The organism is Pseudomonas sp. EL_65y_Pfl2_R96 (genome assembly GCF_963970905.1).
Classification (GTDB): Bacteria; Pseudomonadota; Gammaproteobacteria; order Pseudomonadales; family Pseudomonadaceae; genus Aquipseudomonas.
The window spans coordinates 246,208-271,188 of sequence record NZ_CAXAQH010000002.1 but is presented as its reverse complement, the minus strand read 5'-3'; the positions used below and the strand labels follow the sequence as shown (position 1 = coordinate 271,188).

At 61.3% G+C, this 24,981-nt stretch carries 17 protein-coding genes; 15 read left to right on the top strand and 2 right to left on the bottom strand.

Going from position 1 to position 24,981, the window contains the following annotated elements; translation table 11 throughout:
* Positions 1 to 75: 75 nt before the first annotated feature.
* The 15 genes from AACY49_RS03845 to AACY49_RS03775 all read left to right on the top strand — a co-directional run bounded on the left by AACY49_RS03845 (position 76) and on the right by AACY49_RS03775 (position 20,361).
* A complete protein-coding gene (locus AACY49_RS03845; RefSeq protein ID WP_339521687.1) occupies positions 76 to 1,962 on the top strand; it encodes a 3-dehydroquinate synthase in 1,887 nt (628 codons plus the stop codon).
* A complete protein-coding gene (locus AACY49_RS03840) occupies positions 1,959 to 2,849 on the top strand; it encodes a UbiA family prenyltransferase (protein ID WP_258700383.1) in 891 nt (296 codons plus the stop codon). Before AACY49_RS03845 ends, AACY49_RS03840 begins: the two co-directional genes overlap by 4 nt.
* Complete coding sequence (locus AACY49_RS03835; protein ID WP_339521686.1) at positions 2,846 to 3,619, top strand: EboA domain-containing protein; 774 nt, start codon at positions 2,846 to 2,848, stop codon at positions 3,617 to 3,619. Before AACY49_RS03840 ends, AACY49_RS03835 begins: the two co-directional genes overlap by 4 nt.
* Positions 3,620 to 3,655: 36 nt before the next feature.
* Complete coding sequence (locus tag AACY49_RS03830; RefSeq protein ID WP_253422584.1) at positions 3,656 to 4,540, top strand: TatD family hydrolase; 885 nt, start codon at positions 3,656 to 3,658, stop codon at positions 4,538 to 4,540.
* Positions 4,537 to 5,769, top strand: coding sequence for a metabolite traffic protein EboE (eboE, locus tag AACY49_RS03825; protein ID WP_339521685.1), 1,233 nt, complete (start codon positions 4,537 to 4,539; stop codon positions 5,767 to 5,769). The genes AACY49_RS03830 and eboE overlap by 4 nt, the downstream gene beginning before the upstream one ends.
* Positions 5,759 to 7,204, top strand: a complete 1,446-nt coding sequence (locus AACY49_RS03820; protein WP_339521684.1) for an alkaline phosphatase family protein — start codon at positions 5,759 to 5,761, stop codon at positions 7,202 to 7,204. Before eboE ends, AACY49_RS03820 begins: the two co-directional genes overlap by 11 nt.
* Positions 7,183 to 8,325, top strand: a complete 1,143-nt coding sequence (locus AACY49_RS03815) for a hypothetical protein (protein ID WP_339521683.1) — start codon at positions 7,183 to 7,185, stop codon at positions 8,323 to 8,325. The genes AACY49_RS03820 and AACY49_RS03815 overlap by 22 nt, the downstream gene beginning before the upstream one ends.
* 12 nt (positions 8,326 to 8,337) lie before the next feature.
* Positions 8,338 to 10,698 carry a hypothetical protein gene (locus AACY49_RS03810; RefSeq protein WP_339521682.1) on the top strand — a complete coding sequence of 787 codons (2,361 nt, stop codon included), beginning with the start codon at positions 8,338 to 8,340 and terminating at the stop codon, positions 10,696 to 10,698.
* A gap of 73 nt (positions 10,699 to 10,771) precedes the next feature.
* Positions 10,772 to 11,695: a hypothetical protein gene (locus AACY49_RS03805; RefSeq protein ID WP_339521681.1), complete on the top strand. Its 924-nt coding sequence runs from the start codon at positions 10,772 to 10,774 to the stop codon at positions 11,693 to 11,695.
* Between the two features lie 19 nt (positions 11,696 to 11,714).
* A complete protein-coding gene (locus tag AACY49_RS03800) occupies positions 11,715 to 13,007 on the top strand; it encodes a hypothetical protein (protein WP_339521680.1) in 1,293 nt (430 codons plus the stop codon).
* Between the two features lie 3 nt (positions 13,008 to 13,010).
* Positions 13,011 to 14,819, top strand: coding sequence for a hypothetical protein (locus tag AACY49_RS03795; RefSeq protein WP_339521679.1), 1,809 nt, complete (start codon positions 13,011 to 13,013; stop codon positions 14,817 to 14,819).
* A 31-nt stretch (positions 14,820 to 14,850) separates the two neighbouring features.
* Positions 14,851 to 15,906: a hypothetical protein gene (locus tag AACY49_RS03790; protein WP_339521678.1), complete on the top strand. Its 1,056-nt coding sequence runs from the start codon at positions 14,851 to 14,853 to the stop codon at positions 15,904 to 15,906.
* Positions 15,907 to 16,110: 204 nt separating this feature from the next.
* A complete protein-coding gene (locus AACY49_RS03785) occupies positions 16,111 to 16,491 on the top strand; it encodes a hypothetical protein (RefSeq protein ID WP_339521677.1) in 381 nt (126 codons plus the stop codon).
* A gap of 113 nt (positions 16,492 to 16,604) precedes the next feature.
* Entirely contained in the window at positions 16,605 to 18,782 is a 2,178-nt protein-coding gene (locus tag AACY49_RS03780; RefSeq protein WP_320394333.1) for a multicopper oxidase family protein, read from the top strand.
* 43 nt (positions 18,783 to 18,825) lie between these two features.
* Positions 18,826 to 20,361, top strand: coding sequence for a tyrosinase family protein (locus AACY49_RS03775; protein WP_339521676.1), 1,536 nt, complete (start codon positions 18,826 to 18,828; stop codon positions 20,359 to 20,361).
* A gap of 79 nt (positions 20,362 to 20,440) precedes the next feature.
* On the opposite strand, the gene AACY49_RS03770 is transcribed toward AACY49_RS03775, so the two are convergent.
* Both AACY49_RS03770 and AACY49_RS03765 read right to left on the bottom strand, forming a co-directional pair.
* Complete coding sequence (locus tag AACY49_RS03770; RefSeq protein WP_258700370.1) at positions 20,441 to 21,838, bottom strand: efflux transporter outer membrane subunit; 1,398 nt, start codon at positions 21,836 to 21,838, stop codon at positions 20,441 to 20,443.
* The gene (locus AACY49_RS03765) at positions 21,835 to 24,981 is read right to left on the bottom strand and encodes an efflux RND transporter permease subunit (RefSeq protein ID WP_339521675.1); all 3,147 of its coding nucleotides are present in this window, start codon (positions 24,979 to 24,981) and stop codon (positions 21,835 to 21,837) included. The genes AACY49_RS03770 and AACY49_RS03765 overlap by 4 nt, the downstream gene beginning before the upstream one ends.

Sequence of the window (24,981 nt, the reverse complement as noted above, 5' to 3'; positions counted from 1 at the left end):
TTGATCTAAAACACACCAGACGCTGCTTTTAGTTACTGACACGGAATCAGTCATGACAATGAAGAGGGATGCTTGATGAAGCGCAGCCGTGGGTATCGTGCGTTCTCGCAAAAAGGGCCAGCCGGACATTTCTGGGTTTCATTGCTTTGCTTCTCGGGCCTGGTGATCGTCAGCTTTCTGTTGTTCGAACAACAGATCCAGGACTTCCTGAACCATCTCAACCTGTACCTGCCCTCCACGCCTTCCCAGAAACTCAACCTGGCGCTGTTGCTGATCGCCCTGCTGGCGCTGGACGTGGTGCTGCCGGTACCTTCGAGCATGGTCGCGCTGCTGGCCGTGGCCATGCTGGGCAGTCTTGGCGGCTACCTGGTGATTTTCATTGGCCTGTGCCTGGGTGCCGGGCTGGGTTATGCGCTGGGGGCCGGCTATTTTCGCTTGCTGTCTGGTCGCCTGGGCCTGCATCAGCGCCAACCTGGGCAGCTGGCGTATCGGCTGGGCACGCTGTCGTTGATCTGCCTGCGCGGCGTGCCGGTATTGGCGGAAACCTCGGTGGTGGCCGCTGGTATGCAACGTTATCCGCTGCGCGCATTTGTGTTGGTCACTACCCTGGCCAATGCCGGCCTGGCGCTGGCCTACAGCGCGATCGGCACCTTCCTCGTCGAGCAGAACGCGCTGCTGGTGACCATTCTCGCCAGCATGGTATTGCCCGGGCTGTTTATCGCCGGGTATAGCCTGTTCAAGACCTTGCGTCAGCACAACGCGGAGCAACCGCTGCATGGACGTTTCGAGGTCCGTTTCGACTATCCGGTGGTGTTTACCGATCACTTGTTCGATCCGTCCAATCCTTGCCTGCATCACCAACTCACCGCACGACTCACCCCACAGCACAGGGGCCCGGTGACGGTGCTGGTGTTCGCCGATGAACACCTGTTGCAAAGCACCCCGCAACTGCTGCAACAGATTGATGCCTACTTTGCTGCCCATGCGGCGGACCTGCGGTTGCAGACCGCGCCGATTGCGGTGCCGGCCGGCGAACTGAGCAAGGACTCACAGGTGTTGCAGCAGCTGTACACCGACATGCTGCACCATGGGCTGGACCGGCATTGCTATGTGCTGGCCCTGGGCGGTGGCGCGGTGCTGGATGCCGTGGGCTACGCCTGCGCCACCTTCCACCGTGGCATTCGCCTGATCCGCATCCCGAGCACCGTGCTGGCGCAGAACGACGCCGGCATCGGTGTGAAAAACGGCATCAATGCCTTCGGCCAGAAAAACCTGCTGGGCGCCTTCTACCCCGCCACCGCGGTGATCAACGACTTCCAGCTGCTGACCAGTCTGACCCGCCGTGACCAGATCGCCGGGTTGGCCGAGGCAGTCAAGGTGGCGCTGATCAAGGACCAGGCGTTTTTCCAATGGATGGAGCAACAGGCCAACGCCCTCGCCCACTTCGATCACCCGGCCAGCCGCTATGCCATCCGCCGCTGCGCCGAACTGCACTTGGCGCACATCACCGGTGCCGGCGACCCCTTCGAACGCGGTAACGGGCGACCACTGGATTACGGGCACTGGGCCGCGCACAAACTGGAAAACCTCAGCCAACACCGGCTGCGCCATGGTGAAGCCGTGGCGGTGGGCATGGCCCTGGATGGCCTTTATGCCAATGCCCTGGGGCTGTTGAGCGATGCCGACACTGAACGGGTTCTGAACCTGCTGCTCAAGCTCGGCTTCAGCCTGTGCCCGCCGGAACTGGCCTTGAAAGATGCACAGGGACGCTCGCAGGTGTTGCTCGGGCTGGAGGAGTTCCGCCAACACTTGGGCGGGCAACTCTCCATCCCCATGCTCAGCCGGATTGGCGAGTCGGTGGACCTGCATGAAATCGATGCCGCGCGGATGGAGCAAGCACTGCAACGGCTGTCCACCCGCATCGACCCGGTGCTCGGCTTGAGCGAGGGCTGCGCGCAATGAGCCAGACACCGCTGAACCTGAAGACCTGGATGACCCTCGGCCGGGTATCCAACCTGCCCACGGTGTGGACCAACACCCTGGCCGCCGCCCTGCTGGCCAGCAGCGCCGGTGCCCTGGCGCCGCCGTCGTCGCTGGTGTGGATCCTGCTGCTGGCCGCACTGTCGCTGCTGTATCTGGCCGGCATGTTATTGAATGACTGGCTCGACGCCGACTGGGACCAACAACACCATAACCCCCGTCCCATCACCCTGGGCCTGGTCAGCCGCCAGCAAGTGGGGCTGGCCACTGTGCTGTTGCTGATACTGGCCGCGGCCTCGGTGCTGGGTCTGAGCCGGCTGATCGACCAGCCGCACTGGTTGCTGGGCAGCGTCACCCTGCTGGTGAGCTGCATTCTCGGCTACAACCTGCTGCACAAGAAATACGCCCATAGCGTCTGGTTGATGGGCGCCTGCCGCTCGGCCCTCTACCTCACGGCGGCGGCCAGCCTGGCGGTACCACCGGAGCCAATCTGGCTCTGCGCCATGTTGCTCGGCGTCTACATCAGCGGCCTGACCTACCTGGCCCGCCAGGAACATCGCAACCAGTTGCTCAGCCGCCTCCCTCTACTCCTGATGTTGAGCCCACTGGCGCTGGCGATCTATTCCGACAATGTCTGGTTCTGGCCCGTGCTGATGCTCTGGCTTGGCTGGCTGGGCTGGCACTACTGGCACAACCTGGCCAACCCGCAGCAACGGCAGGTTCGTGCCTTTATCGGCGCTGGCCTGGCGGCCCTGCCGCTGTTCGATGCCCTGGTGCTGGCCGTGGCCAACCAGCCACTGGGCAGCCTGTTATGTGTTCTGGTGTTTTTCCTGCTTCCACACTTCCAGCGCTGGATCAAGCCGACATGAACATGGACGTCACTGCGCCGCCATCGGCGGCCCTCGAAATGCGTCACGACTGCCTCGCCGAACAACGCCTGGCCCTCGCTCAGCAGCTCGATGATGCTGAGTTGCGATGGTGGCGTCAGGCGCAGGAGCAGCTTGACCAACGCCCGGACGCCAACACCGCGGCGCTCTTGAGCAGCCAGTGCAAGCGCAGCCTCAAGGCGTCGGCACTGCCCGACAGTAATGGCTGGAATCAGGTCCAATTGGCGCGGGCGTTGTTGCTGGCTCAGGTCCTGGAGCAACAACCCCTCGCCAGGCAACTGCCCTTGCTGCGCCAGCTGTTTCTGTGGGGCGACGATCAGGAAAAGATCGCCACCTTGAAGGCCCTCGACTGGCTCGATAGCCGTGGGCTCTGTGTGGAGTTGGCATTGCAGGCCGGGCGAACCAGTAACAGCCAGGTGTTCGCCGCCCTCGCCCTGGACACCCTCTACCCGTCGCGTCACTACAGCGAACGGGCCTTCCACCAACTGGTGTTGAAGGCGCTGGGCATGGGGCTCGACGTACGACGCCTGATCGGCCTGACCCAACGACACAGCGTCGCCCTCAACCAGTTGGCCCTCGACCTGCTGGACGAACAGCTCGCAGCCGAACGAACGGTGTCCGCGGGATTGCCCCGGGTGATTGCCTTCGACCTGCTCAGCCCGGCGCAACGCCAGCGCCTGGTGAACCTGAGCCAGCAGCAACGCTTGCCACCGGAATGGCACGAGCATCTGGCCGGCCCCCCACTGAACTAACGCACAACGGCTCCCGCCCCTTGACGAGGATTCACCATGCTCAAGTACTTCGACCCGCATATTCATATGGTCAGCCGCACCACCGATGACTACCAGAACATGGCGGCCGCCGGCATCACCGGGGTGATCGAGCCGGCCTTCTGGCAGGGCCAGGCCAGGACCAGTGTCGGCAGTTTCATTGACTACTTCGACACGCTGTTGGGTTGGGAACGCTTTCGCGCCAGCATGTTCGGCATCCATCACTTCTGCACCATCGGCCTCAACCCCAAGGAGGCCAATGACCTGTCGGTGGCCAATGAAGTGCTGGAGATTCTGCCGCGCTACCTGGTGAAAGACGGCGTCGTGGCGGTCGGCGAAATCGGCTACGACGACATCACCCCCGAGGAAGATCGCTTTCTCGCCGCTCAGTTGGAGCTGGCCAAACAATTCAATTTGCCGGTGCTGGTGCACACTCCGCACCGCGACAAGATCGGTGGTACCAAACGCACCCTGGCGGTGATTCGCGAAGTCGGGATTGCCGAGCATCTGGTGATCATCGACCACCTCAACGAGTTGACTCTGCCGCTGGTGCTGGACAGCGACTGCTGGCGCGGCCACTCCATTTACCCCAACACCAAGATGTCGGAACAGCGCATGGTCGCCCTGTTGAAGGAGTACGGCACTGAGAAGATGGTGGTCAACAGTGCCGCCGACTGGGGGATCAGCGACCCGCTCAAGGTGCCAAAAACGGGCGAGGCGATGCTGGCTGCTGGGTTCAGTGAAGCCCAGGTCGAACAGGTGCTGTTCCACAACCCCGTGGACTTTTTTGCCCAAAGCGGCCAACTGGACAAAGCCCTCGTCAGCACCCCGCTGCCCATCGACCAGCGTCGGCAGTGGCAGGACAACTCCGCCCTGCGCGGCCAGGAACCGGTGATCAAATGAGTGCCGGCACGGGTTGGGCTGCCGCGCAGGTCGGTTATTGCAGCAATGTGCACCCGACCCGTGACCTGGCGGGGCTACGGTCATCCATCGAACAGCATTTTCAGGGCGTGCGAACACTGCGCGGGCTGGACGAGCAGGACAGTGGACTGTGGATCAGCGCCCTCGCCGCGGCCGAATTACAGCAGCCATCGGCTCGCGCGGACTTCCTGGACCTGCTGCAACGCAGCGGGCTGCGCCTGACCTCCCTTAACGGCTTTCCCTACGGCCAGTTTCATCAGGGCGCGGTGAAAGCCGAGGTTTATTTGCCGAGTTGGGCCGAGTCTGAACGGCTGGCGTACAGCCTGAATCTGGCGCGGATCCTCGCCGATGCCCTGCCGCCGGACTGTCCCCAGGGTGTAATTTCCACCGTGCCGCTGGGCTACGCCGCCAACTGGAACCCGCAGTTACAGCAGCGTGCCGAGCATCTGTTGCGCCAACTCACCGCTTCGCTGGCCAGGCTGCACCTGGAGACGGGCAAGAAGATCGTGTTCTGCCTGGAGATGGAGCCGGACTGCGTGCTGGAAAACACCGACCAGGCCATCGCCTTCTTCCACCGCTGGCAAGCCACGGACCCGCACCATGACTATTTGGCGTTGTGTTTTGATGTTTGCCACCAGGCCGTGGTCTTCGAGCACTGCTATCAGTCGCTGGAAAAGCTGCGTCAGGCCCGAGTGCCCGTCGGCAAGATTCAGCTGTCCAACGCGCTGATTTGTCGCCTGCCCGCTGAAAACGACAACCGACGCGAACACGTCCTCAAAACCTTGAGCGACTTCGCCGAAACCACCTACCTGCATCAAGTCAAAGCCCGTGATGCGCAGGAGCGGTTGTCGGGTTGGGCCGACCTTCCCGCAGCGCTAGAGGATTGCGCAAACAACCTGGGGCAATACCCCGAACTGCGGATTCATTTCCACATTCCGCTGTTCAGCGAACACTTGCTGCTGCCGGAACTCAGCGGCAGCCAGATCGCCCTGTCGCAGACCTTCGACTTTCTCGCAGACCATGGGGATTTTCGTCCTGTGCTGGAAGTGGAAACCTACAGCTGGGGCGTCCTGCCCGCCCAACTGCGGCCCACTACCGAGCACGCCCAACTCCAGGGAATCGTTGCGGAACTGCACTGGGTAGAAGACCAATTGCGGCAGCGAAAATTGCTGCAACCCCAAGCGTGGGAGGCGTACGCCGATGCCCTCTGATCAACCGCGTCAACCGCTGCTGCTGATTAACGTGGTCGGGCTGACACCGGCGCTGCTGGGGCCGGCGACACCGCACATCAATGCCCTGTTGAAAACGGCCAAAATGGCCAGCCTGCAACCGGTGTTTCCGGCCGTCACGTCCACGGTGCAGTCCTCGATCCTCACCGGCCTGTCGCCGTCGGAACACGGCATTGTGGGCAATGGCTGGTATTTCCGCGACCAGGCCGAAGTGCGTTTCTGGCTGCAACCCAACGCACTGATCCAGGGTGAAAAAGTCTGGCAGCAGCTCAAGCGTGAGCTCCCCGGGTTTCGCTGCAGCCAGCTGTTCTGGTGGTACAACATGTATGCGGACGTGGATGCCGCCATCACCCCACGCCCTCACTACCCGGCTGATGGCCGCAAAATGTTCGGCCTGTATTCGACACCGGCCTCGTTGCACGAGCGTATCGAGCAGCAGATCGGCGAATTCCCTTTTCCGAGCTTCTGGGGCCCGGCGGCCGGCATCGCATCCAGCCGCTGGATCGTCGACTGCGCCATCGCCGAATTCCAGCTCGATCAGCCCGACCTGCAATTGGTCTACCTGCCCCATCTCGACTACAGCCTGCAGCGACTGGGCCCTGATCATCCGTCGACTGCCGACGAGGTACGGGCCATCGACAGTGAAGTCGGTCGCCTGCTGACCTTTGCCCAGGAGCAAGGCGCGGCGGTGATGCTGCTGTCCGAGTACGGGATCGAAGCGGTACAGCAATCTGTTTCCATCAACCGGCTGTTGCGCTCGGAAGGCTTGTTGCAGGTGCGCCAATCGCTGACCTGGGAGTTGCTCGACCCCGGCGCCAGCGCGGCCTTTGCCGTGGCCGATCATCAGATTGCTCATATCTACGTGAAGCAGGCGCAAGACATACCTCGCGTCAAAGCGCTGTTGCAACGCCAGCCCGGCATCGAGCAGGTGCTGGATAAAGCCGAACAACGGACCTGGCAGCTGGATCATCCGCGCAGCGGCGAGCTGGTGACCGTGGCCGCGCCGGGTTACTGGTTCGATTACTACTACTGGTTCGACGATCGCAAGGCACCCGACTTTGCCCGCACCGTGGACATCCATCGCAAGCCTGGCTACGACCCACTGGAGCTGTTCATCGACCCGGCCATTCGCTTCCCGAAATTGAAAGTGGCGCGTCGCCTGCTGCAGAAAAAACTCGGTTTTCGCTACTACATGGACCTGATTCCGCTGGACACCCGTTTGGTCCGTGGCAGCCATGGCCGCCTGCCCGAAAGCGAACAGACCGGCCCGCTGCTCATCACCAATTGCGATCTGCCGTTGCCCCAGCGCCTTGCGGCCACGGCGGTGAAGCAACTGCTCCTGGAACACTTCCTGGGGCACCCACACACCGACCCGGCCAATGCCAAGGAGCTTCCATGCGGCGAGCCATTTCTATAACAGTTCTGACTGCCCTGGCCGGTTTGGCTCAGGCTCAGAGCACGAACACCTTTGACTGCAACAACTTCCTGCAGTTTGAAGGAGACGTCGACAAGACCCGGACTGCGTTTGCGCAAAGTCCCGAGACCATGGCCTGGAACTGGTTCGTCTGCCTGAACCAGCCCGCCGCCGCGGGCAGCCCCAACCGCGAGTGGGAATCCATGAAGCCCTCCGACCAGGTCTACCTGGCCGATGGTGCCAAGCCCGCCGCCTACGGCACGCCCGTGCCGCCCCCGGACGCCGTGCTGACGAAAGCCAAGAAGACACAAGGAATGGACCTGTCCCGAACCTTCCATAACATCAACGCCACGCAACAGGTCGATGGCTTGATTCTGGAAATGGGCGGTGCGGTGCCGACGACAGAAATTGGCCAACCCGTGCGCTTTCAACTGCTGATGGGCGAGGGAACTTTCGATTACATCGTGCAACGCCAGGTCTACAACATGAACGGCCAGGCTGCCCTGACCAGCAGCCTGGAGTTCCCCTCCACCGCCTGGGAGTTGAAATCCGCCTGGCTGTGGATCGGCTCCGACACGACCTACAAACAGACACTGGAAAACGACGGTTACTACATCGCCCAGGCCTATTACCTGCAAGACGGCAACTACCAGGTCGGTTATGCGGCGCTGAGCGGCTTGCACGTCGTCAACAAGCTGAATCCCGGCTGGGTCTGGACCACCTTCGAAAACATCAACAACAGCAAGTACACCGTCACCAACGCCATCCCGCCCACCCCGATAACCAACAGCACCGGGCCGACAGCCGCTGCCAAGCCCGTCAATAGCCAATTCCAGGCTCAATATCCCGGGTTGTCGAAGTACGAACTGATCGCAGTCCAGTCCAAAACCAACCCGACCTTGCTGGCCAACTCTCAGCTGGAGTCCGCCTTTCAGAGCCAGTCGTCGTGCTTTGCCTGCCATGACACCGCCGCGTACTCGAGAAAGAAGGGCTACTTCAATTTCGCCATGAAAGAACAGGGCGGCATCGTCTACCCCACCGCCGCCCTGCCGGACTCGGCCTTCACCGGTTACAACAAACTGGACTTCGTCTGGTCGCTCAAACGCGCCCAGTGGCAACGCTAAGGAGAGCATGACATGAGCGTATTGAATTTCCCCCGTATCTACCTCAACGGCCACATGTTCTGGAACCCGCCGACGGCCAACAACAACGATATGTACCCGCTCTACGATGCGGTAAAAATGCAGATGAACTGGCGGTTTCTTGATTACTACAACATCACGCCAGAGAATGCCGCCAGCACACTGATGCCCTGGACTATCGCCCCTCGGGTGTTACACGAAGCGCCCGACTACGTCACGCAGGTGCCGGGCAATGTCAAACAGAATCCTCCAACGATGATCCCCGGAGAATGGAACCTGTTCGGTGACAACGCCTGTGGCACCGTCAGCTACAACCAGACCCAGTCCGTCATCATCGGCGGCGAACTCCCGACCGGCGGGTACGTTGATCAGGATGCCCTGATTAACCAGAGCTACAACTTGCTCGGCAATCCCTTTGGCAGCAAGGGCCCCACTCCGGCCCGCTTTGTCGACGTCAGCCCCTGGCAGAACACCTTCACAGCGTTGTACTTCGACAAACTGGTGCTGGGCGACGATCAATGCGGCCTGACGCTCAAGCGTCAACACCGGATGCTCGATCGCTTCCTGAACTTCAACTGGGCAAACCTGGGTGGCCTGATTTATGTGACCACCACCTGGCAAACCTGCTTCCCGAAAGAAAACCTGACCTGGGCGATCAGCAATTCGGCCCTGCTGAAAAACCTCCAGGAACAGATGGAACTACAAAAAGCCAAAGGCCTGATGTTCCGGTTTTCCACCTACCTGACCTGCTACGACAGAAACGGCATTTTCAACAACTACCCCTACATCAACTCCCACTCCACCACCCCGACGGACATGGCCTATGTACAAGAGATGTACCAGAAAGGACTGGATAACGTCGCCAGCATCTTCTTCAACCCCGCCTACAGCCGCACCGTAGGTACCCTGGGCCTGTGGTTTGACGACGAGTTCCCCACCGCACCGGCAGGTCGGCGTCTGGTCCCCGGCAACGCTGTGCCTCTTCAAAAACCCGGTTCCGACGCCACCCCAATGACGCTGGGCGTGATCTCGGCACAGGCCCATGGCGATACCTTGTCGCTGGACCTCACCAACACCTTCCCGTGCTATCCGATCGACAAGGCAGCCGACATCCCGGTGGCCGAAAAATACGATGCCGGCAACTACCAACTGGGGATACGCCAGGACGGACAATTCACCCCATTGGCCAGTTTTGGCTTTGAGGACTATCAACAGGCGGCGTTCGACAAACGCTCCGGCATCCTTGACCTGCCACTCAGCGCCGACGCGCAGAAAAAGCTGCAAACCGGATCGCTGGAGCTGCAACTGGAGGGAACAACCCCCTTGCAAGCCGCGACCCAGCAGATGTGGACGGCCGAAGTGGTTGAGAGCGCAAGTTTCATCGACGTGGGCGACAGCAAGACGCTGCAGATCATGGTGCAATATGACGGCCGGCCGGCACCGGCCGGCACCGTGTTATCGGTGGCGGAGTATGGCAACGCCTACATGATGTGCACGACTGATTACTATCTGGCGTTCAGCAATCCGGCCGACTTTGCGTTGTTCCAAGACCATCCGAAAAATCGCGCCAACAACAGCTCCAAGCTGCCGCAATTTACCGGTACCTGCGCGGTACAAAGCCTGGTGACCGAGGGCGCTGGCCGTCGGCTCATGGCAACTCAGGCCGCAGATGATACCGATACCGGGAAACCGGTGAGCTATCAGAAATACCTGCCGACACCCGGCTCGGTCGCCCTGAGCCCCTGCCTGTCGTTCGACAACCCCATCCTCATGGAAGGTGTTCTTCAGGATCCCCCAAACAGCACCGTGCACTACTGCCTGACGCAGATTCAGACCGACGCCGATGGCATCGCACGACTGACCGTCAAGGCACAGGCTCCGGGCTTCCCGATCTTGCGTTTCTTCGTGCAGGAAGGTGAGCAGCCGCCCGAGATCCCTTTCAGCTTCAACTACATGAGCGCCTATACAGACTTCCTCGCACCGTTGCGGGTCCTGCCGCTGGAGCCCCAAATGCAGCAGGATTTTGTCGACGAATGGAACCAGATCTGCACGAAACCCGATGCCCGGGTCCTGATATGGGAAAGCTTCATCTACCCGCGCATCCTGCAGCCCTTCTATTACCTGTACCCGATCATGAGCAAATACATGCCGCTCAATTCGCTGGAACGGATAGAGGGTGCCGTCGACCAACTCATTGTGCTGATCAGCAAGGAGTACCAGGAAGAAAGCACACTCGCCATGCCCATCACCCGCGACATGTCACAAAGCCGACGCGCAGTACTGGAGCTCTGGGCGCAGGCCCTGGTGCAACAGAAATACCCACCCTTCCCGCTCGACATGAGCGACTACAAGTAAGGCTATAACAACAACGCTCACGCAGGACCACCGGGTGACGAGCCTGTCACCCGGCACTTCACAGGAGTGTCATATGAAAGCCAGCATCTTGAACCGATTGTTGCTGCTGACCCTGCTGCTCAGCCCAGCTCTATTCGCCCAGGCGGACAGCGGCGCCGTGTACTTCACCATGGGGGTGCACAACACCGAGGGGTGCAATGAACAGAACGGCAATTGCATCGCTAAACGAGCACCGGGCGACCCTTCCGATCCGTTTTTCCCGGCGTACTGGATCAGCGACTGGACCATGTACCGGGTGATGCACAACTACGAGAAAAACCCGCCGCCCTACAGCAATCCACCCACAACACTCACCCCGGCGGACTACACCGTCTCCCGAGGCACCAGCTACTACGACACCGCCTACATCCCGCCGGATGGCGACGGTTTCGGCGCCATGATGGAGCACTACGAGAAATACTGCCTGCCGATCTTCCCGATCAAGAACAACAACTACACCTGCTCCTTCGTGTCCCTGGGCAACAAGGCGTACTTCCTGACTTACCCGCAAGACCGCCCCAAAGACATGCCGGCCTGTTGCATGTTTTCGCCGATGAATCATCCGCCGCGGCAAGACTTCATCCAGCACCTGCCCTACAGCGCCGAGCGCAGCAAAAACCTCAATGGCAGCGTGCAGGCCTACGCTCTGGACCTCGAATCGCCGCAAGGTCCGATCCTGTTCGGCTATGCCTTCTACAAAAAACCGTCGGGACAACCGCCCTACCGGCATCCCCAGTCGTTCTTTTTTTCGGGTGACACCAGCGTCGCCAATGCCCCCATCGTCAGCCAGAACTACACCAACTTCCGCATCGCCAAACCGGACCCGGCCCAGACCTGGGCGCAGGTGGCCGCCATGTGCCCGGCGAATCCGCCGCCCTGCCAATTGTTCGAGCCACCGGCGTCACAGAGCAACGGCCAAAAGGCGCAGTGGAACAAGCTCATGCAGCGCAAACCCTGAACAACGACGAAGGATCGCCATGAAAACCATACTCAGTCTCACCATGATGCTACTGGGCCTGGCCAGTCTGCCGACACTGGCCCGGGAACAGGCTATGCCGTCGACACAGACCAGCAACCTGAATTGCCAACCCCCCAGCACCGCGCCGGCCGCCACGGCCAGTCAGGACCTGTTCGATCAATACAGCTGGCAGATGTTCATCGCCTTGAACTGGCCCGCACAGGATGGGCAGCGAGGTGATCCGGACTGCGCCAAACAGCCTGGGGATCCCGGCTACACCGTCTGGCAGACCTACAAGACCGTGGAGGAAATCTTTCTGCCGAGGGGGGCCGATCCTGGCCCGTGGAATACCCCACAGACCGCCAAAAGCCTGGGCATCATCAATATCGCAGCGCTGAAGAACAGCACTCAGGTGAATGCCGTCGACCAGGCTGTCGGCGGCTGGCTGATCGACCAGGCCGGTAACCCGACCTACTACGACATCTCGGCCAACGAGACGTCCTATAACTACATCGTCGACAACAGCTTCTATAACGCCGATGTCGTTTCCAAAGCCAACAACATCAACTTTCCCTATGGGGTCATCGAGGTCAAATCGAGCTGGCGCATCCTCACCCCCAACGACAACGCCAGTCACTACCTGACCATGCTCGCGCGCGTGGCCAAGTTCGACGACCAAGGCCAGCGCACCGGCGTCACCGAGGCTTACCTGGGTTTGGTGGGCCTGCACATCATCACCAAGGCGAACGGTTATCCCCAGTGGATCTGGTCGACTTTCGAACAGATCGACAACGTTGCGCCCAAGGCGTTGGTGAACGGCCAGTGGGTCGACCAGCCAACATCCGGCACGGCCTACTCCTACTTCAACCCCGCCGCCCCCGCCGCCTCCCTCAACCAATCACCCTGCGACTGGCAGACTCAGGGCGCGCATCTGGTCTGCGTGCCCAAACCCGGCACCTCGTTCCAGACACCGAACCCGCTGAACCGGGTCACCCCGATTGCCGAAGTCACCAACGGGGTCAACACCAACTACCGCACCGACCCGGACCTGCAAAGAAGCGTGCTGAAGTACTACCAGCTCATCACCACCCAACGCCCGCTGATGCCGGACAACCCCAGCAACCCACTGGGGCAGCCGACACCCTCCCTGTCGGCCAACGTGACCATGGAGAGCTACATCCAGCCCAACAGCAGCTGCATGAATTGCCACTCCATGGCGACACCGGTCAAGAGCCCCTACAAGTCCGATTACTCCTACCTGTTCAAATTCGCCAATGCGCCTGTCGGCAAAACCACCAAGGACGAGGAATAGATCATGAGCATACTCAATGGACCACGGCTGAATTTCTGGGGCGGCATCCGCACGGACGTCAGCTTGCCGAACAACTCACCCACCATCCCTTACGACGGTGATGAGGAATGGCCGCTCTTCGACCTGACCACCTCGACCCTGGCACCGGGTGCCCAGTCTTACACCGACGATCAGCTGAACAACATGATCAACGCGCCCGACGGCGACTACTACACCGCCGGCGGCTGGAATCACTACGGGCAGCACGTCGTCGACATGCAGAACGCCTTGATCAGTTCCCAGGGTAATCCGGGCAGCATCAGCACCACCGGCGATATGGTGGGCCAGCCGGTCTATCTGCTCGGCTCGGTGGACCCGGTGACCGGACAGGGCCCCGTTTCCGGCCCGATGATGGTCGACCTGGACCCCACCGCCACAAACACCACCCAGATATTCGTTGGCGGTCTGCAAATTGGCGGTAACAGCGACATCCAATTGCTGATTCGCGCGAACACGGTCTGCAGCAGCCTGGATGTCAAAAAGCGGGTGTTGGAGCCAGAGGAGATGGATGCGCCGGGTTCTTTCCGCCTCAGCGGCACGTTTCAGCTGACCTTTCCCCTGAGCAGCATCGTCAGCTGGAACGAGAACAGCAGTGGCCTGCGATCGATCATCCAGGCGCCGGGTGCGACAGGCATTGTCCTGCGCTTTGTCATGTTCGAGATGTGCCCCACGATGACCACCGAGCAACTGGATGCCGATTACGCCGCCGGCCGATACACCCCCAACCCGAGCATCGGCCGGGTCATCGGTACACTGGCTCCGGCTTTCGCGGACGAACCGAAGAACTGTCAGCCGGGCCGGCAGCTGGTCAACCAGAGCACCAAGAGCACTGGCTATGCCGATCTGGGCGACAGCGGCATCCTGAGCATCGACATGGTGAACGTCATCCCGAAGCAAACCTTCAGGGCCGTCAGAGACGACATCACCAGCCCCATCGGACCGAACGCGGATTACGGTCTCGTCACCATCTCTGCAGGCGCAACCACCCTGACCACCCTCGACCCGACAACCAGTCCGTTATTCAACTACTACGTGTATGGCGGCATCGTCGACCTGCCCCTGAGTACCAGCCAACAGGACGCGGTGCGGACCAACGAGCTGGCCATCACCGCACCCGACGAAGTTGCCAAAACCACGCTAAACGCAATCGAATCGACTTATCGGGTGTATGCCGATCAGCGCAACGTTTATCTGGAGGACTACCCCAATGGCCTGTCGATCACCCTGCAGGTGAGGTGTCTGGGCGGCCCGGTCCCCAAAGCCACCGAAATCGACCTGAAAGCCAGTCCACCTGCGGTATACAAAAATCCGCAGTACTGGAATTTCCTCGAGTTTCCGGCCTCGCTGACCGTAGAACCCGGCCAGCTCGCAGTCAGTTTCCCTGTCACCGTCAAACCGGGTACTGCCGCCCAAGCGGGCTTTGTCGCGCTGACCTACGCGATCAATGGCTTTAAAAACGGTGGCTACTTCACCAGCTTTCGCAAATACGCACAGACCGACTTCGGCATTCCCGCGGGCACCCCCATCACCTGGGAGCTGATGTACCCGAACGTCCTGCGTTTTCACTACCTGGCCTTCCCCGCCATGTCGCGCTACATCCCGCTCAATCAGCCCGACGCGGTCATGGGCGCCAAGAACCCCATCCTCGCCCGCACCTCGGACGCCTACAAAGGCACCACCCTGTTCATGCCCGTGGTGCGCTCGATGTCGCCCTGCCAGCGGGCACTGCTCCGGGCGTATCTCACCGGTGAACCGTGGCAACCGCCGCAGTAGTCGTGCCCCCTTGTCCATGGAGAGAGACCTTATGCCCGTTCCCGTTCATATCCCGGCGCAACCGACTGAAACGTTGCGCCCGAGCACGATCATCGCCGAGGGCCTGCTGAACCCTCGGGGCATTTGTGTGCAGGCCGATGGCAGCCTGCTGCTGACCGAAGCCGGCTCGGGCCTGCCGGACCAGCCCTTCAGCGGCCGCATCAGTCGACTTCGGCCGGATCCGCACAGGCCCGGCGCCTACCTGCCCCGCGAAACACTGGCGCAAGGTTTTCGCGCCATGAACATGCAGGCCCGCATGCTGCGCGATGAAATCATGGGGCTGTCGGACATCGCCTGTGGTGACGGGCGCTGTCTGGTCAGCCAGACCGATTACGTCGAAGGTTCCAAACTGCTGGACCTGCAATTCACACCGCCCGAACCGGTGTTTCACAGCCGTGGCAATCTGAATGCGCTGTGCTATCACCCGACCCGTCGCAGTTGGCTGGCGGTCAAACCCGATACCAACCAGTTGGTGGAGTTCACCACAGGACAGGACGAGCGTGTGTTGGTCCAGTTGCCCGAACTGGACCAGGGCCAGGAAGCCGTCCCCGTGACCCTGGTGTACGAACCGGCGACAGACGCCGTGCTGATCAGTCTGTTCTCCGGAGAGCTGCAGGGCGACCCCTCGCGCAAGGGCATCGACTTTGCCAATAAGGCCGGCCAGGTGATTCGGGTCTGGCCTGCCAGCGGGCAGATCGAGATCCTGATTCGCGGCCTGCAACTGCCCACCGGACTGGCGCTGTGCCCGAAGGGGAATGTACTGGTCCTGGAGCTCTGCGACCGCCTTCAGCAACCCTTGCCGCCGGACTGGAACGGCGAACCACTGCATGGAGGCTTCACCCGTTTCACGGGGCGACTGCTGAGCTGCAACCTGCAAACCGCCCAGGTCGCCGTGCTCGCCCGCGGCCTGGATACCCCTTCCAACCTGTGCCTGTTGGAGGGGGCGGTACTGGTGAGCGAAGGCATGGGACTAGCCGGCCGGCCACTGCCCACGCCAGACGACAACGTCGTCCCGTTGAGCGGTCGACTGCGTCGGGTGCCGCTCTGAAAAGCATGGCCACCAGCCGACGAAAACACCTTGCACGTGAACAGGTGCGGGCTATGCTCCCCAGAGCTGCCCCGCAGGACATTGGCTCCGGGCAGCAGGACCTCCGGTCTTGCCGTCCGGGCATCGCATCGCTGATTAGCAGGAAGCTTCATCACCTGGCGACGCAAACGCGTTCGCCGCGCGGTGTTCCCCAAGGAGGGAGCCATGCCCGCACCAGGACGGTACGCCAGCAGCGCACCCTCGCAGACCGAGGCGGCAAAATCCGCCGCTTCGCCTTGTCGCAACAGCCAGGCCATGCGCCGTGGAGGTCATCCACGTTACGTCGTCGACAGACAACGCATCACCGCCGGCATCTCGTCGGGACTGGATGAGGCGCTGAAAATCATCACCTTGATTTCCAGCGACGTCGTTGCCCAAAAGGTGCAACTGACCCTCCAGTACAACCCTTGTCCTCCCTTCACCCGCGGCGATCCCTCCGTCGCCCGGCCACCTGTCCATACCCCTGGCGCCGGCAGCACGTGTGAATTTTCCGGCATGGCCGAGACCGTCACGCAAGTGCTCAAGAGCAAAGGTTGTCCGCCGTAAAAAGTGCAGCAACCGCAGGGTTGATGCCGGTCCCCACGAAAGTCAGATGATCAAAGGACACGCGGCCGAACAGGCTGTCGCATTCATTCGCGCAATGGCGCAGGGAGAACAACATGACGTTGCTTCGCATGGTCTTGGCCGGGCTGATGGTCTGTACGACATCCTCGGCAGCACTCGCCGAACTTGCTCCACAACCTTTCCTGGCACCGCCCAGACTCCTTGAAAAAGGACCTCCGGGCACGCTGAAGGCGAACGAGCTGGCGCTTGAGAAAACAGGCTGCAACCCCGCGGGCGACATCACCCGCGACGGTCAAACCGTCGAGCTGAACCTGCAAGTCCAGAAACGCGAGAATCAGATCTACAACCCGGGCAATCCCGATGGCGCGAAAGACAAGGTCAAACTGCGATCCTATGGCGGCTGCCTGTCCGGGCCGCTCATCGATGTGCGGCCGGGCAACACCCTGCGTGTGCACCTGGACAACCAACTGGAAAAAAACGATCCAAGCTGTCCGGGCGGAGGCGACCCGGCGAATGGCAAGCCGGGCTGCTTCAACACGATCAATCTGCATTACCACGGGATGCACGTCTCGCCTTCGGGCAACAGTGACAACGTGCTGTTGAACATTGCTCCGCAAACCAGGTTCGAGTACGAGGTCAACATCCCCACCGATCACCCTTCGGGTACCTTCTGGTACCACGCCCATCGACATGGCTCCACTGCGCTGCAAGTCGCCAGCGGTGCCGCGGGGGCCCTGATCGTCCGCGGCGACCGTCCCTACACCGGTGGCAAGCCAGGAGACATCGACACCATTCTCAAAGACGCTTCGGGACGCCCCATTACCGAGCAGGTCTTTCTGTTCCAGCAAATCCCCTATGCCTGCTTCGACGACAAGGGAGACATCATGCAGAAGGATGGCACCTGGACGTGCCCCAGCGGGAAAACAGGCGTGGTGGAAGACTTCGATGCGCAGCTCTCCTCGGCCACGGTCTGGGACGAGAGCGGTCGGTTCACCAGCATCAACGGCGTGGTCCAGCCGACGCTTGAGGGCATCGCCGCGGGAGAAATACAACGCTGGCGCTTCATTCATGGGGGTATCCACGACACTGTGAACCTGCAGATCGTGCCCATGAATACAACCAGTCCAAAAGCCCTGCTCGCGCTGAAAGGTGTGCTCAGCGGTACGCCGAAGGAACAGGCCGCCATGATCGCCGACCTGTGCCCGGCGACCGTGCCGGACACCAGCAAGCCGGTCGAACTCGTGCCTCAGTTCGAGATCGCCGCCGACGGACTCACGCGCACCGCGATCCGCCCCATCGGCGTGAACAAAAAGAGCGTGAGCGGCGGCATCGGCAGCAACTTCCTGCAACCCGGTTATCGCAGTGATGTGCTGCTCATGTTCCCCCGCGACGGCACCTACTGTGTGCTGAACCAGGCGGCGACACCCGCTGAACGCGCCAATGCCGGCCCCAAAGGCGGCCCGGGCGGCCAAGGCCCGAACGAAACTCAATTGCTGGCCACGGTCATCGTGTCTGGCGGCAAGGCCGTGACAGACGATCCGCAAAGCTATATCCAGCAAGCGCTGTACGACGCCAACAAAGCGGACAAATCGCTCCCTGTCGCGGCCCTCGAAGGACTGCGAACCGGCGACCTGAAGCCCTGGCGCGGGATGGATGATCTGAAGAACGCGGTGATCAACGACGACATCCAGAAGGTCGACTTCTTCATCGGCCATCCACCCTTCCCGCCCTCGCCGCCAGCCACAGCCCCCCAAAAGCCGGGAGATCCCTGGACCGGTGCGTTCGGATTTTTCATCAACTACAAGTCTTATGACCCGGACCGCATCGACTTCACCCGCCAGGTCAACACGACAGACGACTGGGTCCTGACTTCACAGGGAGAACCCCACATTTTTCACATTCACGTCAACCCGTTCCAGGTGATGGACGTGCTCTACGCCAAACCCGGCGAGAAACCCAAGAGCATTTTCGGCCCCAACGGCGAGTGCCTGGTGCCGGCCGACGAGCTGGGGCTGCAAAACCAGTACTGCGGCATGTGGCATGAGTTCAAGGACACCCTCTTTGTGCAGAACGACTACCAGGTTCTGGTGCGCACGCACTACGACCGCTACATCGGTGAGTTCGTCATCCATTGCCACATCCTTGACCACGAAGACGGCGGCATGATGACCAACATCCAGATCGTTCCAGACCTCAATGCCAAGGGCGGCGGCATTGGCATGGCAGGTATGAAGCACGCCTCGAATCAACCGTCGGACACCCACCAGCACTGATGGGCGATCCCTTTGCACCAAAATTGACGACAAGGAGTCGGTCATGACGCTTACCTCCACAACAGCCCCTGTCACCAACCCCACCTGGTACGGGCAGATCCGCGATCTATTTACCTCCGTAGACAGAGAACACATGGCCAGGCTAGGCCTTGATCTGGCCAGCTACAACGTCGTGATGGACCACGCCGGCAACATCTATCAACAGGTCGCGGCGGGCAACATGCCGCGCGGTAATCCCTGGCCTGCCGATTGGGTGGGCACCTTTCTCAACTGGATGAACAATGGCTACCCAAAGGGAACGCCCCCCGCCAACGCCACCGAAACGAATTTCGCCGCCAGGTCCTTGTTCAGCGTCGCGGCACCTGTCGGCAGGGTCCGCAAGGACATCACCACGCTGTCCAGCTACGAACTCGATCTGCTCAAGAAAGCGTTTTCCGCCCTCCTGGACAAGGATCCCAGCGACCCGAACAGCTATTTCGTGCAGGCCGGATACCACTGGTTGCCAGCCCCCAATACGTATTGCATGCACCATGTGCCGGGCTACAACCCTTGGCACCGTGCCTATCTGATCAGCTTCGAAAACGCCCTGAGGTCGGTGCCCGGCTGCGAGAGCGTGACCCTGCCCTACTGGGATATCACCACGCCCTTCCCCGACGTACTCAAGAGCCCGCCCTTCGACCAGTACATACTGCCGCAAGCGGTAGGCCCCAAGTATCCCGAGGGTTACGTCACCACACGTTTTGACTATGACCAGATTGCCCAGAACCTTGTGCAATACGGCGTGACTGCCGACATCAATCGGGCCATGAGCAAGACTGACTGGGAAGACTTTCACGGTTACTGGTCCGATGCCGACTACGACACCATCATTGCCGCCCATGACAGTGGCCACAACTCAATCGGCCTGACCATGCAGCATCAGGAAGTGGCGGCCTTCGACCCGGTGTTCTGGTTCTTCCATTGCAACTGGGACAGGCTGTTCTGGGAATGGCAGAAGAAGATGGGGGCCACCGACCTGCATGGCCTGCTCACCACCATCAACGGCGTATCCGATCCCCTCAGCTATCAGATCTTCAACGATGCCGCGCTACAGTCCCTGAACCCGTTCACCAGCAACCCACCGGAACTGAACACGCTCTCGATCATTGACTCGGTGAATCAGCTCGACGTCGACTACGCCCCCCCAGCGGCGGCCTCGCCGGTAGACTTCCTGCCCAAGACCCAGCGCACGCTCGCTGCGTCCAGGGGGTTCTCGGTCGAAGCCGACCAGGTCAACGTACGGGTCAGCGGCGTGAACCGCTTGAAGATCCCCGGCAGCTTCTCGGTGCACTTGCAGAAGGATGGAAAGACCATCGCCTCCAAAGCACTGTTTCAGCCCGTGGAGGTTCAGACATGCGCCAACTGCGTGGCCAACGCCCTGGCCCACTTCGATTTCAAACTGCCGATAACCGCTGTACAGGGCGGCCAGCTGAGCGTCTGGGTCGAACCCGTGAACAAGGACTTCATCGGTGATCGGTTCCCGCAGAAGCTAATGGGCAACCCCACCATAGAGGTGCATCTGTTGTTGGAAACGCAGTAGCGCTGCTGCCAGGCTCAGAGGGTTGGGTATCTCTGGGCCTGGAAGCGGTTTGTAGGGCAACCGTGGCTGGCATCAACCTTTAATTCCAGCCACCCCCCAACACCTTGTACAAACTTACCCGGTTGCTCTGCTCGGCCAGTCGCAGGGTGATCAAGTCCTGTTGCGCGCTGTACAACGAACGCTGGGCGTCCAGGGCTTCGAGGTAACTTTGCGAGCCGCCGCGATAGAGCGCGTCGGCCAGTTCAAAGCTTTTACGGCTGGCGTCGGTCAAGGCTTGCTGAGCTTCAAGACGTTGGTCCAGGGTGCTGCGTACCGCCAAGGCGTCGGCCACTTCCTTGAAGGCTGTCTGCAGGGTTTGCTGGTAGGTCTGCACCTGGATTTCACGCTCGACCCTGGCCGCATCCAGCGTTGCACGATTGCTGCCGGCATCGAAGATCGGCAGGCTGACGCTCGGGGCAAAGGTCCAGGCGCCGCTGCCGGCCTTGAACAGACCGGACAAGGCCGAACTCGCGGAACCGGCATTGGCGGTCAGGCTGATGCTCGGAAAGAACGCCGCACGGGCCGTACCGATATCGATGTTGGCCGACTTCAGCGTGTGTTCGGCGGCCAGGACATCCGGGCGCCGTTGCAACTGACTGGACGGCAACTCATCCGGCACCTGAACCAGCAGCGCGGCCGATTGCAGACTGGCGCCGGGCAGCAGCTCATCGGGTATATCGCTGCCGACCAGCAAGCGCAAGGCATTGCGGTCCTGGAGAATCTGACTGGCGTAGACCGCCGCATCGCCCCGGGCCGATTCCACGGTGGTTTGCGCCTGGGCCAGGGCCAGACCGGAAGAACCACCCAAGGCGTGACTGCGCTGAGTCAGTTCGTAGGTTGCCTGCTGACTGCGCAGGGTTTCTTCGGCCAGTTGCAGGCGCTCGTTGTCCGCCGCCAGGGTCAGCCAGGCCGTGGCCACTTCCGCCACCAGACTGATCTGGGTGCTGCGCCGGGTTTCGGTCAGCGCCAGGTAGTCTTCCAGCGCTTCGTCCTGAAGGTTCTGCACCCGCCCGAACACATCCAGCTCGTAGCTGCTCAAACCCAGTTGCGCACTGTACTCATGACTGGTACTCGCCGCGCCGCTGCTGGACACCGAGCCTGGTGTGCGACTGTGTGTGCCACTGACGCCGGCATCGATGGCGGGAAACGCCGCCGCCCGCTGAATGCGGTATTGAGCCTGGGCCTTTTCGATGTTCAGGCTGGCCAGACGCAAGTCACGGTTGTTGGTCAGGGCCAGGGTCTGCAAGCGCGCCAGGCGACTGTCGGTAAAGAACTGCTGCCAGTGGATATCCGCCGCCGCATCGCCTGTAGGCATGCGGGTCGCCGGCATCCATTGCCCGGAAACCGGCGCCTCGGGGCGCTGATACTGCGGCGCCAGGTTGATACAGCCGCTGAGCAACGCCAGAGCGGCCAACAATGGCCAATGAAACTTGATCATGCATCACCTTTCTGGACGGTTGGGTGGGCGGTCGATGCGGTGGATACGCGACCGAAACGGCGACGGATCTGCACGAAGAACAACGGCACAAAGAAGATCCCCAGCACGGTGGCGCTGAACATGCCCCCCAGCACACCGGTGCCGATGGCCTGGCGCCCGGCGGAACCGGCGCCGGAACTCAACGCCAGTGGCAACACGCCGAACATGAAGGCTAAAGACGTCATCAGAATCGGTCGCAGGCGTTGGCGCACGGCGGTCAGGGTCGCGTCCCGCAGGCTGTTGCCCTGCTCTTGCAGGTGCTTGGCGAACTCGACGATCAGAATCGCGTTCTTCGCCGCCAGCCCCACGGTGGTCAACAGGCCGACCTGGAAGTACACGTCATTGCTCAAACCACTGAAACGGGTCGCGAGCACCGCGCCGACCACCCCCAGCGGCACCACCAGCATCACCGAGAACGGCACCGACCAGCTCTCGTACAACGCCGCCAGGCAGAGGAACACAAACAGCACCGAGATCCCGTACAGCAGCGGTGCCTGGGAGCCGGACAGGCGCAGTTGATAAGACTGCCCGGTCCACTCGTAGCCGATGCCTTCCGGCAGTTGCTTGATGATCGCTTCCACCGCGTCCATGGCGACCCCGGAACTCACCCCCGGCGCCGGATCGCCAACCACCTCCAGCGAGGCGTTGCCGTTGTAGCGTTCCAGCAACGGCGAGCCATAGCTCCACGAACTGCTGGCGAACGAGGAAAACGGCACCATCTCATCGTTGCTGTTGCGCACGAACCAATGCTCCAGGTCGGCCGCCTGCATGCGCGCCGAGGCCTCGCCCTGCACGTAGACCTTCTTCACCCGGCCCTGATTGAGGAAGTCATTGACGTAAGTGCCGCCCAACGCCGTGGACAAGGTGGCGTTGATGTCGCTGGTGCTCAGGCTCAAGGCGCCGGCCTTGCGATCATCGATGCTGACTCTGAGCTGCGGTGTATCGTCCAGACCAATACTGCGTACCCCCAGCAGTCGCGGGTCTTCTTTCGCCAACTCGATAAACTGCTCCCGCGCGGCGACCAGGGCGTCATGCCCCAGACCACCGAGGTCTTTGAGTTGCAGATCAAAACCCGAACTTTGCCCCAGGCCGCGCACGGCCGGCGGCTGCATGACAAACACGTTGGCATCGCCAATGCTCGCCAGCGCCTGGGTCGCCCGCTGGGCTATCGAGGCCGCATCCTGGCCTTTCCCCGATCGCTCGCTCCAGTCCTTGAGCTTGATGAAAGCCCGGCCGGTGTTCTGGCTGTTGCCGCCCATGCCCAGGCCACTGATGCTGATCAGCGCCTCGACTTCCGGCTGTTCGAGCATGTAGCCCTCGAACTGCTTCATCACCGCCTGAGTGCGGCTATCGGTGGCGCCCACCGGCAACTGGATCTGCGCCATGAGGATGCCTTGGTCTTCATCCGGCAAGAACGAGGTTGGCAGGCTGGCATAACCTGCGCCCATTGCCAGCAGAATCACCCCGTACACCAGCAGGCTCCGACGCCCGCGCTGCAGAATGCCGCCCACCCATTGTTGATAGCGCTTGGCGCTGCGTTCGAAACTGCGATTGAACCAGCCGAAGAAGCCGTTTTGCGCGCCATGGCCCAGGGCATCGGACGGCTTGAGCAAGGTTGCACACAAGGCTGGCGTCAGCGTCATCGCCACCAGCACCGACAGCAACATCGCCGAAACAATGGTCACCGAAAACTGCCGATAGATAATCCCGGTGGAACCGCCGAAAAACGCCATGGGAATAAACACGGCGCTGAGGACCAGCGCGATGCCAATCAGCGCGCTAGTGATTTCCGCCATGGACTGACGCGTCGCCGCCAAGGCCGACAGCCCCTGCTCGCCCATCACCCGCTCGACGTTTTCCACCACCACAATGGCATCGTCCACCAACAGGCCGATGGCCAGCACCATGGCGAACATGGTCAGGGTATTGATCGAATAGCCGAACAGCGCCAGCACGCCGAAGGTGCCCAACAGCACCACCGGCACGGTGATCGCCGGGATCAGCGTGGCCCGCAGATTCTGCAGGAACAGGAACATGATCAGCACCACCAGCACGATGGCCTCCCCCAGGGACTTGACCACTTCTTCGATGGACAGGCTGACAAAGGGTGTGGTGTCGTAAGCGATCACGTTCTTGAGCTGCATTTCCGTTGGGTAGAAAGGCTCCAGCTCCTTGAGCTTGGCCTTCACGGCTTCACCCACGCTCAGGGCATTGGCCCCGGCGGCGAGCTGCACGCCCATGGCGGCGGCGGGTTTGCCGTTGAGGGCAGAACTCACGTCGTAGCTTTCACTGCCCAGTTCGACCCGCGCGACATCCCCCAGCAGCACCACGGCACCCTTGCTGGTGGACTTGACCACGACGTTGCGAAATTCTTCGGCGGTTTGCAGCTTGCTGCGGGCACTGATAGTGGCGTTCAGTTGCTGCCCGGCCACCGCTGGCAAGGCACCGAGCTGGCCGGCGGACACTTCGGTGTTCTGTGCTTCCAGGGCGCTACTGATATCAGACGGCATCAGCGCGTACTTTTCCAACAGGGCCGGGTCCAGCCAGATGCGCATGGCATATCCCGAACCGAGGGTTTGCACGTCGCCGACGCCATCGATGCGACTGATCTGGTCCAGCAAGGTGCTGGAAATGTAGTCGCCGATCTGGGTACCGGTGACGCTCTCGTTGTCGGAGGCCAGGGCGGCGATCATCAGGAAGTCCGAACCGCCCTTGGTCACGGTCAGCCCTTCGCTCTGCACCGATTGCGGCAGTCGCGACTCGGCCTGTTGCAGCTTGTTCTGCACCTGCATCTGCGCCACATCCGGGTCAGTGCCGGCGGCAAAGGTCAGGCTGATGCTGGCGCTGCCCGCCGAACTGCTGGAGGCCGACATGTAGGTCAGGTTATCCAGCCCTTTCATCTGCTGTTCGATGACCTGGGTCACCGAGTCTTCCACGGTCTTGGCCGAGGCGCCGGTGTAGGTGGCGGAGATCCGTACCGTCGGCGGCGCGATGTCCGGGTACTGCTCCAGCGGCAACTGGCTGATCGACAAGGCCCCGGCAAGCATGATGACGATGGCGATGACCCAGGCAAAAATCGGTCGATCGATAAAGAACCGCGCCAT

Coding starts and splice junctions, on each gene's coding strand:
- AACY49_RS03800 (WP_339521680.1), top strand. CDS start 11,715: ATGAAAACCATACTCAGTCTCACCATGATGCTACTGGGCCTGGCCAGT.
- AACY49_RS03815 (WP_339521683.1), top strand. CDS start 7,183: ATGCGGCGAGCCATTTCTATAACAGTTCTGACTGCCCTGGCCGGTTTG.
- AACY49_RS03780 (WP_320394333.1), top strand. CDS start 16,605: ATGACGTTGCTTCGCATGGTCTTGGCCGGGCTGATGGTCTGTACGACA.
- AACY49_RS03790 (WP_339521678.1), top strand. CDS start 14,851: ATGCCCGTTCCCGTTCATATCCCGGCGCAACCGACTGAAACGTTGCGC.
- AACY49_RS03835 (WP_339521686.1), top strand. CDS start 2,846: ATGAACATGGACGTCACTGCGCCGCCATCGGCGGCCCTCGAAATGCGT.
- AACY49_RS03845 (WP_339521687.1), top strand. CDS start 76: ATGAAGCGCAGCCGTGGGTATCGTGCGTTCTCGCAAAAAGGGCCAGCC.
- AACY49_RS03830 (WP_253422584.1), top strand. CDS start 3,656: ATGCTCAAGTACTTCGACCCGCATATTCATATGGTCAGCCGCACCACC.
- AACY49_RS03765 (WP_339521675.1), bottom strand. CDS start 24,981: ATGGCGCGGTTCTTTATCGATCGACCGATTTTTGCCTGGGTCATCGCC.
- eboE (WP_339521685.1), top strand. CDS start 4,537: ATGAGTGCCGGCACGGGTTGGGCTGCCGCGCAGGTCGGTTATTGCAGC.
- AACY49_RS03770 (WP_258700370.1), bottom strand. CDS start 21,838: ATGATCAAGTTTCATTGGCCATTGTTGGCCGCTCTGGCGTTGCTCAGC.
- AACY49_RS03785 (WP_339521677.1), top strand. CDS start 16,111: ATGCCCGCACCAGGACGGTACGCCAGCAGCGCACCCTCGCAGACCGAG.
- AACY49_RS03805 (WP_339521681.1), top strand. CDS start 10,772: ATGAAAGCCAGCATCTTGAACCGATTGTTGCTGCTGACCCTGCTGCTC.
- AACY49_RS03810 (WP_339521682.1), top strand. CDS start 8,338: ATGAGCGTATTGAATTTCCCCCGTATCTACCTCAACGGCCACATGTTC.
- AACY49_RS03840 (WP_258700383.1), top strand. CDS start 1,959: ATGAGCCAGACACCGCTGAACCTGAAGACCTGGATGACCCTCGGCCGG.
- AACY49_RS03775 (WP_339521676.1), top strand. CDS start 18,826: ATGACGCTTACCTCCACAACAGCCCCTGTCACCAACCCCACCTGGTAC.
- AACY49_RS03820 (WP_339521684.1), top strand. CDS start 5,759: ATGCCCTCTGATCAACCGCGTCAACCGCTGCTGCTGATTAACGTGGTC.
- AACY49_RS03795 (WP_339521679.1), top strand. CDS start 13,011: ATGAGCATACTCAATGGACCACGGCTGAATTTCTGGGGCGGCATCCGC.